Here is a 12,308-nt window from a genome sequence, read left to right as displayed (position 1 = left end):
TGTTGGGGGGGCACGGCTTTTCGGTGGGTTATCTTGGTGTTGGTGTGTGGCCCCCACCCCAACCCCCCAGCGGGGGGAAGGCCCCCGGACCCCCATCCTTGTGGCTGGGTGGGTTCCCTCGGTCCGGTTCGTGTGCTGACGCGTTAGGTCCGCTCAACCGCTCCAGTGGGGACACGCCGGGGGTGCATCCAGTTGGAGTGCAGCTGCCGAGGGCTGGGCCGGTGAATGAGGCCATCCCGGAGTTCGAAGACCAGACAGTAGTCGTTGGCGTAGTGGTTGCCGTCGGCCAGAATCGACGTCATGGTTCCTCCACGATCACCGCTCGCTGGCGACGTGGAGGCCGTGAAACGTGACTGCGACGTCGCACACGAACAACCGGGTGAAGTCCTCGGCAAGGAAGTGCGCGATCGCTTTGCGCTATCAGCAGTGACCCATCGATCCGGCGCCGGGGTGTGACTTCTTCCCGGGAAATGCCATGCGTTCGGCACGAAATTCAAGGTTGTTGTGCATGGTAAAAGATGTGAGAAATTGAAGATCGCTTCGTTTGGGTGTGGGGGCGTAACGGAAGGTGTATTGTCCGCTCTTCTGGTTTGCTCGGTTGCCCGCAAGGGCAGGATCGAGCGTCACATCGATGTCGAACAGCAGGTAGGTTGTTCGAAGCGCCGAGAAACTTCGCGTTCGGGATAACCAGTGTGCGTCCGGTGATTGCGGGATCTTTCGCAATCGCGCGGTGGGGTGAACGCGGTCGAAAACGGAAGTGCCCAGGTAGAACTATCGCGAGAGGGGACGGGGTATGCCCGTGACTTCGGATCTCGATCGGACAATCGAGAAGTACGCCACTGGGCGCTTCACCGACGCGACGCCGTTGCTGGAGGCGGGAATCGAGTCGCTGGCATTGCTCCGGCTGGCGGTCGAGGTGGTTTCCGACGAGGACGCGGAGATCGATCTCGCCGACCTCGTCGACGTACGCACGATCGGGGACCTCAAGGCCTGGCTGACGCGGTTGGCGGCCACCGAATGCTGACCGAGACGGGGCCACGCTTTCCGCTCACCGGCTCCCAGCAGGGGCTCCTCGTCGTGCACAACCGCGCCGCCGGGCAGCCGGTCTACAACATGCTGGTCCGGTTCGACCTCGATCCACATCATGACGCCGCCCAGGTGGAGGCCGCGCTCGCCGCGATGGTCGCCATGCAGCCCGCGCTCCGCCAGACCTTCGGCGTGCTGCCCGAGATGCATGCCCGGCTCACCCCGGCGGCCCCCACGGTCCCGTGCGAACGGGTGATCGTGGCGCCTGCCGACTTCGAGGCGGCGGTCGCGGCCACCGCCCACAAGATCGGCAGGCCCGAGTTCGATCTCGAGAACGGCCCGGCGTACCGGTTCGCCACGGTGCGCGCGACCGACGACAGCGCCTCGGTGGTCCTGCTGGCCGACCATCACATCATCCTCGACGGGCTCTCGGTCGGTCCGATGGTCGGCGACCTGGAGCGCATGCTCACCGATCCGCTCACCCCGGCGGAGATCGACGCGAAGGTCAGTTTGCGCGAACGCGCCTACCTCAAGGAAGTGACGGCACAGCAACGGGCTTCGACGTCCGCGGCAGCGCTCGAGCGGTCCGCGGCATGGGCGGAGCGGCTGCGTACGGTGCCGCCGCTGGAGCTGGCTCCCCGGCCGGGCCGGCCCACCCAGACCTCCTTCACCGGCGGGCGGGTGCGGTGGCGGCTCGACGACGCGGAGGCGGCCGCGCTCCACCGCCTCTGCCAGCGGCTCGACGTCTCCCCGTTCGTGCTGTTCACCGGAATTTACGGCGCGGTGCTGGCGCGGCACGGCAATGTGCCGGAGGTGCTCGTCGGCTGCCCGTTCCTGGCCAGGCGCACCATCGGCGCCTTCGACCTGTGCGGATTCTTCGTCAACACTCTGCCGGTGGCCGTCTCGGTCGACTGGGACCGCTCGGTCGCCGAGCATCTGTCCACAGTGGTCAGTGGGGCGATCGACTTCTGCCGGGCCAACACCGATATCAGTTTCACCCAGCTCGTCGCGGACGTGCGGCCGGACAGGACGACGAACCGCAACCCGCTGTTCTCGGCGATGTTGGCGATGCAGGACACGTTCGCGGCGGGGTCCGACGGCCCCGTGCGCCGGGTCAGCGAACCGGGCAACGACACCGCCAAGTTCGACCTGTGGCTCGGCGCGACGCCGGTGGACGGCAGCTGGCTGCTGGAACTGGAGTACGACAAGGAACTGATCGCCCCGGCCGTGGCCGATGGCCTGCTCACCTCCCTGCGCACCGCGTTGCGGCGGGCGTGGGACGACAGTTCCCGGACGCTGGCCGACCTGTTCACCGACGCGTCGGCGGCGGCCAGTACCCGGTCCGACGGCTGGAGCTCCCGGCCGCGGTATCCGACGCTGGTCGAGGGCGTCGAAGCGACGGCGCGGCAGAGCCCGGACGCGATCGCCATCGAGGAACCCGGACGACAGCTGACCTACGCGGAGCTCGTCGCCGCGGTCGCGCGGGCTTCCGGCGGACTCGCCGAACAGGGCGTCGGCCGGGGTGACCTGGTCGGGCTGGCCGCCGACAACCTCGGTGACGCCGTGACCGCGATACTCGCGATCCTCCGCCGTGGCGCGGGTTTCCTGCCCCTCGACGAAAATCTCCCGGGCGAACGCCTGGCCTATATGGTGGACAAGGCGGAATGCCGTCTGGTAGCCGGGAACGAAATCGTCCGGGACGTGCCCGCGGTGGCCGTCAAGGAACTGGTGGAGGCCGAGCCCGGCGAGGCCGCGAGCGATCCGGACGCGCCGGTCTACGTCATGTTCACCTCGGGCTCGACCGGAGCGCCCAAGGGTGTCCAGATGGGACAGCGGTGGCTGACCCAGCTGGCTGCCTGGCAGGCCGACGCGCTGCGCATGGACCGCGACACCCGCTTCCTCCAGTACGCGCCGCTCGGTTTCGACGTGTGCTTCCAGGAAATCCTGCCGACCTTGCTCAGCGGCGGCACGGTGGTGTCGCGGGGCGCGGCCGATCGACGCGACTTCGCCGCGGTGCTGCGGCGGATCGCCGAAGTCGAAGCTACGCACGTGTACCTGCCGGTGGCGGCGTTGCGTCCGCTGGTGATGCACGCGCTGGACCACGGAACGCGGCTGCCGGCGTTGCGCAAGCTCTGCGTCTCGGGTGAGCAGCTGCTCGTGGACGAACAGCTGCGCGAGTTCTTCGTCCAACACCCGCACTGCGAGCTGGTGAACCACTACGGCCCCACCGAAACCCAGGCCGTCACCACGCGCCGGCTGTCCGCGGAGGACGCGGTGTGGCCGGTCCACGTGCCGATCGGGACGCCGCTGCCCGGCGTGGCCGCGTATGTGGTCGACGCGACCGGCCACCTCGCGCCCGCCGGTGTTTCCGGCGAGCTGTATCTCGGCGGGAACTGCCTCTCCGACGGCTACCGCAATGATCCGGCGCTGACCGGGGAACGGTTCGTGCCGGACAGGTTCGCCGGATCCGGCCTGATGTACCGCACCGGGGACCTGGTGGTCCGCGATCACCGCGGCGAGCTGATCTACCTCGGCAGGCTGGACACCCAGGTGAAGATCCGGGGCAACCGGGTCGAGCTGTCCGAGATCGAGGCGGTGGCGACCCGGGTGCTCGGGGTACGCCAGGCCGTCGCGGTGGTGCACGGCGAAGGCGCCGCCAAGGAGCTCGCGCTGCTGCTGGTCCCGCATCCCGGCGCGACGCCCGACCCGGAGCGGGTGCGCACCCATCTCGCGGCGACACTGCCCGAGTACATGCGTCCATTGTGGATATTCACGGTGCCGGGGATCCCGGCGACGGCCACCGGGAAGACCGATCGCGCGGCACTCGGCCGGATGGTCGACGAGCTGCTCGCCGCCCAGCGGCAGGACGACACCCCGGTGGCCGTCGAGTACGAGAGCGACCTCGAACGTGAGCTCGCCGCGCTGTGGTCCCGCGTGCTCAAGGTCGACGGCATCGTCCGCGACCGGCCGGTGCTGGAATACGGCGCGCACTCGCTGAACATCTTCACCACCTTCACGGAAATCCAGCAGACCTACGGAGTCACGCTGGCGATGGGTGAGTTCTTCGCGTCGCCCACGATCGCCACGCTGGCCGCGCTGATCCACTCGGCACAGGAGGACCCATGCTGAAAGTGACGGAGAACGACCGGCTGATCCCGTTGGTGCGCAAGGGATCCCGGCCCTCCTACGTGCTGCTCCCCGGTGCGGGCGGCGGTCTCGCCTACTACCTGCGGATGGCGGGATTCCTCGGGAAGACCGGCAATGTGTACGGCATCCGGGCGGCGGGACTGGTGGCAGGCGAAGAACCCGAGAACCGCCTGTCCGACATGGCGGATTCGGCATTGCGGACGCTGGATGACGCGGGGATCGAGCCGTCGCTGATCGTCGGCTGGTCGATGGGTGGCGTGATCGGCTGGGAGGTGTGCCAGCGGCTGGCCGAGCGTGGCGTGCAGCCCGCGCTGGTGCTGCTGGACACGTCACCGTTCCCCTTCGTGGGAGACGCCGAGTTCACCGACTGGCTGCTCGGCAAGATCGGTGGTCAGCTCGGCCCCAGCCCCGACGAGGAGAGCGCGGCGCGGCTGAAGGGCGTGCTGCTGGGGCAGCTGAGCGCGCTCGCCGAGAACAACGTCGACCGTCCGTACGCGGGCCGGGTGTTGCTGGTGACCTGCGCCGAGCCGGCGGACGCGCGGGAGCAGAACCTGGCCGCCTGGCGGAAGCTGGCGCCGGACCTGCGTGAACACACCGTCGACGTCGATCACTACTCCGTGGCCAAGCCGGAGAACTTCCTGGCTCTGAGCGACCCGCTGGCGTCCTTCCTCGCCCACTGAACCCCAGGAGTCTGCCGTTATGACAACCCGTTCACTCTTCGACTGGTTCCACGCCTCGGCGAAGGCGTACCCGGACAACGTCGCGCTGGAGGTCGGCGCCGAGACCTACACCTACCGCGAGCTGCTGGGCGCGGTGGAGCAGGTTTCGGGGGCGATGCGGGCCGCGCACGACGGCCCGCTCAAGCGGATCGGGTTGCTGACCGCGCGCAGCACCCCCGGCTACATCGCCTACCTGGCGGCGCTGCGGCTCGGCGCGACCGTGGTGCCGATGAACCCGGCCAACCCGGCCGCCCGCAACCTGGGCATCACCGCCGAGGCCGGACTGGACCTCACCATGGTCGACGACAGTGCCGGTGACGGCGCGGCGGAGTACCGGGCGAACGCCGGCGTCGACATCCTCGACCTGACCGGGGACAGCTGGAAGCGTTATCTGGAAACGGATCCCGCGCTGGTGGTCCCGGCGGTCGTGGAGCCCGATCCGGACGATCCCGCGTACCTGATCTGCACCAGCGGCACCACCGGCCGCCCCAAGGGCGTGCCGATCACGAACGCCAACGTCTCCGGGTTCCTGTCCGAAGTGGCGAAGCGCTACCGGTTCGGGCCGGCTTCCCGTGGCGCGCAGACGTTCGAGCTGAGCTTCGACGGGCACGCGCTGGCCATGTTCGGGACGTGGGGCGGCGGTGGCGCGGTGGTCGTCGCGCAGCGCGCGGACGTGCTCGCGCCGGTGAAGTTCATCAACACCCGGCGCCTGACGCACTGGATGTCCGTGCCGTCGCTGATCTGGTTCGCCAAGCGGCTGCGTGCGCTGGGCCCCGGCAGCATGCCGACGCTGGAGCTGAGTTCGTTCGGTGGCGAGGCGCTCACCGTGGAACACGTCGAGGCGTGGACCGCGGCCGCGACGAACACCGCGGTGATCAACTGCTACGGGCCGAGCGAGTGCGCCTGCATCGTCACCGCCTACGAGGTGCCTGCCGACCCGGCGGAGCGGATCGAGACCTCGAACGGCTCGCTGCCGATCGGGGATGTGTTCCCCCGCCTGGAATACGTGCTGCTCGATGAGGATCTCCGCCCGTCGGAGGACGGAGAGCTCTGCGTGCGCGGCGATCAGCGCTTCCCCGGTTATCTCGACCCCGCCGACAACATCGGCCGCTTTGTGTCCATTGTGGATGGTGAGGTGACGGTCTACGACGGGAGCACGCCGCTCACCGCCGCGCACTGGTACCGCACCGGGGACCGGATCCGCCGGGAGAACGGCGAACTCGTGCACCAGGGCCGGGTCGACCACCAGGTCAAGGTGCTCGGCAACCGGGTGGAGCTCGGCGAGATCGAAAGTGCCCTGCGCAGGCACAGCGCGATCTCCGAGGCCGTGGTCGTCACGATTCCCGCCGCGGACGGGGAAGTCGACCTGCACGCCTTCTACCTCGGGACCCCGCTCGCCGAGGAGGAGCTGACCGGGCTGGTCGCCGATCTGCCGCGGTACATGCGGCCGCGGGGCTTCCACCACCGTGAGGAGTTCCCGATCACCGACAACGGCAAAGTCGACCGACGTCGTCTCGTCGACGGATTCCCCGGCCGCTGAGCCGGATCCGGATACCTGCGAGGAAGGGGCCAATCCGTGCACACCGACGTGGAACGGGCGACCGTCACCGCCGCGGCCACGCCGACCCAGGAGGCGATGTGGTGGCTGCACCAGCGGGCGAAGAACAAGTCGGTCTACCACATCACCTGGCGGCTGGCCGCCGAGCGCGCGATCGATCCGGCCACGCTCGCGACCGCGTGGCAGTGCGTGGTCGACCGGCACGACGTGGTGCGGACCTCGGTGTCGAGGCCGGGCGAGGACGTGCTGCTGCGAGTCCAGCCTGAGCTGCACGCGCCAGTGCGCCGGGTCGAAGTGGACGATCCCGGCGACGTGGACACGGACGTGCTCCTGCGGCTGATCGCGGAGGAGGCGCAGCAACAGCCGATGGCGCTCGAGCACGCGCCACTGGCCAGGCTCGCCGCCGTCCGGGTCGGGGACCGGCACGAACTGGTGCTCACGGTCCATCACCTGATCCTCGACGGGTGGGGACTGCAGCTGGTGATGGAGGATCTGTCGACCGCCTACGCCGCCGCGGTCGCCGGCCGGGAGCCGGAGTTCGCCACCGAACCTGAGCCGTTCCACCACTACGCGACGGGCCAGCGGGAGACGGCCACGAGCACGCGGTGGGCGGACGACGTCGAGTACTGGCGGGGCCGGCTGGCAGGCGCGGCCGCCACCACTGTCGCTGCCACCACCGACGCGGAGTTCGTGCCCGGCGCACCCGGCGTGGTGTTCCGCCACACCTTCAGCGAAGCGGCCGCGGCCGGAATCGCGGCTCTCACCACGAGCACCTTCGCCACGCCGTTCGCCGTTTTCCAGGCCGCCATGCACATCGTGCTCGCCCGAGGGGGCGCCGGGCCGGACGTCACGATCGGGACCGAGATGGCCAACCGGATGACTCCGCGCGAGCAGGGTCTCGTCGGTTATCTCGCCAATCTGTGCCTGTCCCGGGCGCACGTGGCCGCGACCGACCGCGTGCTCGACGTCGTCACCGCCGCCCGTGACGACGCTTGGGCGATGCTCACGCACCAGTCCGCGCCGTATCCGTTCGTGTTCGGCGCGCTGCCCGAGGAAACCCGGCGCACGCTGACCGACGACTGCCCGGTGGGGCTGAGCCATCTCGGGCCGATCGGCACCGGGCTCGCGCTCGGCGACGTCGGGCTGACCCTGCTGCCCAGCCCGAACCGGGCGGCGAGGGCGGATTTTTCGATCTCCACCTGGGAAGTCGACGGCACGTACCACGCGGAGGTCGAGTACCACACGGGCCGCTACGACCAGGTGACCGCGCAGGCGCTGCTCACCGATCTGGACGCCGTGCTGGCGGCCGACCCGGAACAGCTGGTGGGCAGCATCCAGGTGCGCACCCGCTCCACCCCGGCACGGGCCGGCCACGTGCACGAGACCGCCGCCGCGGCTCACCCCGAGTCGGCCGCCTGGCGGCACGTGGACGCGGTGTGGTCGGACCTGCTCGGCGCGCCGCCCGAGGGCCCGGACGTGGACTTCTTCGCTGCGGGCGGCAATTCCCTGCTCCTGCTGAGGCTCAGCGCCGCGCTGGAGGAGGCCACCGGGGTGGTCGTCGACGCGGTGGAATGGCTCGCGGAGCCGACGCCGCGCGCGTTGGTGTCCCTCTTGGCGGGGAACGAGGACGAGCCGGGCGACGGCACCACCACGACCACGGTCGTGCTGCGCGAGGGCACCGGCCCGCACCTGCACCTGGTTCCCGGGGCGGGCGGTAGTCCGAGCGACTTCCGGGCGATCGTCGAGGCGCTCCCCGCGCACTGGCGGGTGACGGCTTCGCGGGAACAGGAACCCGCGACGAGCGTGCGCGACATGGCGCGACGCTTCGCGGCTGACCTGGCGGCGGAAGGGATCGAGCCGGACCTGCTCGGCGGCTGGTCGATGGGCGGGCTGGTGGCCTACGAGATGGCCTGCGAGCTGCCGCTGGGAGCCGCGAAACCGTTGGTGCTGCTGGATTCTCCGCCGCCGGTGGGGTATTCGCCCACCCCGGAGGGCGAGCTGTTCGACACCTTCGCCGCGGCGTTCACCACGGGGCTGCCGGTGCTGGCCGGCGAGCCGGAGTTCCGCGTCCGGGTGCTCGCCGCCTGGCTGGCGGCGAGCGGACAGCCGATCCCCGCCGAGACGCTGGAGGAGCGGTGGCGCGCCTACACCAGGCACGCCGGGATGGGCGAGGCCTACGTCCGCGCGGCGGAACTGCCGGTCGCCGCGTTGATCGTCGGCGCGGACCTGCGTCCGAGCGAGTGCGAGGAATGGGCGGGCCGGTTCCGCGGCCCGAGCGTGCTGATGGTCGACACCGACCACCACGGCGTGCTGCGGGACGAGGCCGCGCGGGAAGTGGCCGCCGCGATCGCCGGATTCGGCCTGCGGGACGCGGCGTGAACACCGGCAACCGCGTCGTGCTGAAGATCGGCACCAGTTCCCTGATCACCGACGGCCGCGTGGATCCCCAGCGCGTCGACCGGCTGTGCACGGCGATCCATCGCGGCATCGCGGCCGGTCTGGCACCGGTGCTGGTGGCCTCCGGCGCGATCGCCGTGGGCCGCACCGCGTATCCCGGGGTGGCCTCCGCCGAGGACGCCGCCCAGCAGGTGGCCGCCGCGCTGGGGCAGGGCGTGCTCTATCCGGCGCTGCGCGAGCACTTCGCGGCCGGCGGCCTCACGACGGGGCAGGTGCTGCTCACCCCGCACGACCTGATCGAGCCGAGCCGGGGTGCCCGCGTGCGGGCGCTGCTCGACGAGATGCACCGGCACGGTTTCCTGCCGATCGTCAACGAGAACGACGCGCTCGGCGTCCGCAACAACGACGTGCTCGCCGCACTGCTCGCGGGATTCCTCCGCGCCGAGCTTCTCTTGTTGCTGACCAATGTGCCCGGTCTCTACGACGGCAACCCGATGCTGGGCGCGAACGCGCGCCGGATCGGTCACGTGCCGTCGCTGACTCCGGAGCTCGAAGCCCTGGCGGGGGACTCGCTGGGTGACGGGGGCACCGGCGGTATGCGGATGAAACTGGCCGCGTGCTGGATCGCCACCTATTCGGGGGTACGCACCGTCATCGCCGACACCGCCGATCCCGCCGTCCTCACCGACGCCTACCGCGGTGTCGCGGTGGGAACCGACTTCGCACCGCGCCCGATCCGTGGCAATCCGCCGTCGGCCGGCCGGTTGTGGCGTGCTTTCCGGACTCCGCCGAGGGGCGCGATCACCTGCGGCCCGGCCGGGCAGCGGGCCATCGAACACCGGCAACCGCTGCGGCGGGTGCAGATCACCACCGCGCGCGGCAGGTTCCGCGCGGGTGACGTGGTGGACCTGACCGGTCCGGACCAGCGCCTGCTCGCCCGTGGCGGCATCCGGTTCGCCGCGGACACCGTCGAGTTCGGCTGCGCGCCGGGCACCGCCCTGCTCGCCGGTTCCGACTACGTACGCATCGGAGAGGACTGACATGACCGTGCTGGATCAGTGCCGGGACGCGGTCGCGGCCTCGGCCGTGATCACGCAGCTGACCACGGAGAAGAAGAACGCACTGCTGCGAGACATGGTCACGGCCATCGAAACGCGGCTGGACACGATCATCGAGGCCAACGCCGAGGATGTCGCGGAGGCAAGGGCGGCGGGCACCTCGGCGACGCTGGTGGACCGGCTGACCCTGACCGAGCGGCGGGCGGCCGGGCTGACCGCCGCCATCCGGACGATCATCGACCTGCCCGATCCGTCGGGGCGGGTGGTGGAGGGCTGGACCCGGCCGAACGGTCTGCGCATCGAACGGGTGCTGGAACCGCTGGGCGTCGTCGCGGTGATCTACGAGGCTCGCCCGAACGTCACCGCCGAGGTGGCCGCGCTGTGCCTGAAGTCGGGGAACTGCGCCGTGCTGCGCGGATCGTCGACGGCGATGCGCACCAACCGCGCCATCATGGCGGCACTGGACGCCGCGATCGCGGCGCATCCCGAAGTGCCCGCCGCGGCCGTGCAGCTGATCGACGACCCATCGCGGGAAGCCGCGCTGGAACTGATGCGCGCCAAGGGTTACGTCGACCTGCTGGTGCCGAGGGGCGGCCCGGACCTCATCGCCTCGGTGGAACGGAACGCGACCGTGCCGACGGTGATCGACGGCGCGGGCAACTGCCACCTCTACATCGACGCCTCCGCGCGGCGGGAGATGGCCACCGAGGTGACGGTCAACGCGAAGACGTCCCGGCCGAGCGTGTGCAACGCGATCGAAACCCTGCTGGTGCACGAGGATCTGGTGGCGGACTGGCTGCCCCAGGCACTCGACGAGCTGGCCGCGGCCGGGGTCGAGATCCGTGGCTGCGCCAAGGTGTGCGAGGCGTGGCCGAAGGCGGTGGCTGCCACCGTCGAGGACTGGGCGACGGAATACCTGGACCTCGTTCTCGCGGTCCGCGTGGTGTCCGATGTGGACGGAGCGATCGCGCGCATCCGGGAGTACGGCACCGGCAACGCGGAAGGCATTGTCGCCCAGGACATCGCGGTGGCGAACCGGTTCGCCCGCGAGGTCGATTCCGGCAGCGTGTTCGTCAACGCCTCGCCCCGCTATTCCGATGGCGGCGAGTTCGGCTACGGCGTCGAGATCGGCGTCTCCACACAGAAACTGCACTCGCGGGGCCCGATGGGCCTGACCGCGCTGATGACCGCGAAGAACGTCGTCTGGGGAACCGGACAGACCAGGAAGGTGGCCTGATGGACGGCAGGAGCCCGCTGCGGCCCAGTGCGCTGCTGGAGACGGTCGACCAGGCGATCTCCATCAAGTACAACAACCTGGTCTACGACCTCGAAGCGACCGGGCACGACATCGTCACGCTGTCGCTCGGCGAGTCGTTCTTCGACGTGCCCGCCCCGGATTTCGGCGGATTCGAGCCGGACGAACTGCACCACTACTCGCATTCCCGCGGCCTGCCGGAACTGCGCAGGAGGCTGGCCAAGTACTACGGCGACGAGTTCGGCCTGCCCGTCGACCCCGACCACGAAATCCTGATCACCGCGGGCTCCAAGGTGGCGATCTACCTGGCGTTGCTGGCGACCGTGGAGCCCGGCGACGAGGTCGTGGTGCTCGAACCGTCCTGGCTGAGCTACGCCACGCAGGTCTGGCTCTGCGGCGGCGTGCCGGTCTCGGTGCCGCACGACGTCGGTGTGTTCGAGCTGGACAGGTACGTGACCGGCCGGACCCGGGCGATCATCGTCAACAACCCGAACAATCCGAGCGGCCGGGTCTACACGCAGGCCGAACTGGACTTCCTGCACGAACTGGCCGAGCGGCACGGTCTGCTGCTGGTGGCGGACGAGGCGTACAACGAATTCGTCGCGCCCGGCACCCGCTTCGTCGCCTGCGGTGCCGCCGATTCCGGCAAGCGGCACACGCTGACGATCAACTCGATGTCCAAGAACTACGGCATTTCCGGCTGGCGGGTCGGTTACGTCATCGCCCACCGCACGCTGATCGAGCAGATCCTGAAGGTCAATCAGCACCTGATCACCTGCGCGCCGACGCCGTTGACGCGCTATCTCGCCGAGAACTTCGACACGCTCATCGAGCGCACGCGGCCGCAAATCCAGCGTGTGGTCGAGACACGGAACGAGGTGGCGGGCTGGCTGGCCGAGCGGGGAATCGAGGTGCTGCCCGGCTCGGCGACCTTCTACTTGTTCGCGTCGCTGGGAGATTCGACGCTGGGGTCGGACGCATTCGCCGAGCGCCTGCTGCGGGAGTCCGGGGTCAGCGTGGTTCCCGGGATCGCGTACGGGGAGTCCTGCGATCACTACGTCCGCATCTCGGTCGGCGCCGAAACACCCGAGCGGATCCGGCGCGGCATCGACGCGATCGCCCGGCTCATCGCGAACACCGGCGGGTAG

Annotated in this window: 8 protein-coding genes; all 8 read left to right on the top strand. The window is 69.9% G+C overall.

All coding sequences use genetic code 11. The annotated features are described in order from the left end of the window. The first annotated feature begins 793 nt into the window (after window positions 1-793). From ACFWX1_RS15595 to ACFWX1_RS15560, 8 genes are read left to right on the top strand one after another with little or no spacing between them, the layout of a single operon-like run. Complete coding sequence (locus ACFWX1_RS15595; protein WP_378387727.1) at window positions 794-1,024, top strand: acyl carrier protein; 231 nt, start codon at window positions 794-796, stop codon at window positions 1,022-1,024. After that, on the top strand, window positions 1,018-4,155 hold the full coding sequence (locus tag ACFWX1_RS15590; RefSeq protein ID WP_378387725.1) for an amino acid adenylation domain-containing protein: 3,138 nt from the start codon (window positions 1,018-1,020) through the stop codon (window positions 4,153-4,155). Before ACFWX1_RS15595 ends, ACFWX1_RS15590 begins: the two co-directional genes overlap by 7 nt. Continuing rightward, the gene (locus ACFWX1_RS15585; protein ID WP_378387723.1) at window positions 4,149-4,853 is read left to right on the top strand and encodes an alpha/beta fold hydrolase; all 705 of its coding nucleotides are present in this window, start codon (window positions 4,149-4,151) and stop codon (window positions 4,851-4,853) included. Before ACFWX1_RS15590 ends, ACFWX1_RS15585 begins: the two co-directional genes overlap by 7 nt. 19 nt (window positions 4,854-4,872) lie before the next feature. After that, complete coding sequence (locus tag ACFWX1_RS15580) at window positions 4,873-6,432, top strand: AMP-binding protein (protein ID WP_378387721.1); 1,560 nt, start codon at window positions 4,873-4,875, stop codon at window positions 6,430-6,432. Between the two features lie 36 nt (window positions 6,433-6,468). After that, a complete protein-coding gene (locus ACFWX1_RS15575) occupies window positions 6,469-8,829 on the top strand; it encodes a condensation domain-containing protein (RefSeq protein WP_378387719.1) in 2,361 nt (786 codons plus the stop codon). Further along, window positions 8,826-9,887 (top strand): glutamate 5-kinase, encoded by a 1,062-nt coding sequence (gene proB / locus ACFWX1_RS15570; RefSeq protein ID WP_378387717.1) that lies wholly within the window; start codon window positions 8,826-8,828, stop codon window positions 9,885-9,887. Before ACFWX1_RS15575 ends, proB begins: the two co-directional genes overlap by 4 nt. Before the next feature lies 1 nt (window position 9,888). Beyond that, entirely contained in the window at window positions 9,889-11,142 is a 1,254-nt protein-coding gene (locus ACFWX1_RS15565) for a glutamate-5-semialdehyde dehydrogenase (RefSeq protein ID WP_378387715.1), read from the top strand. Further along, complete coding sequence (locus ACFWX1_RS15560) at window positions 11,142-12,308, top strand: pyridoxal phosphate-dependent aminotransferase (RefSeq protein WP_378387713.1); 1,167 nt, start codon at window positions 11,142-11,144, stop codon at window positions 12,306-12,308. Before ACFWX1_RS15565 ends, ACFWX1_RS15560 begins: the two co-directional genes overlap by 1 nt.

The organism is Amycolatopsis sp. NPDC059021, assembly GCF_042739895.1.
Classification (GTDB): Bacteria; Actinomycetota; Actinomycetes; order Mycobacteriales; family Pseudonocardiaceae; genus Amycolatopsis.
The sequence above is the reverse complement of the archived record's forward strand: the minus strand, read 5'-3'. Positions and strand labels throughout refer to the sequence as shown.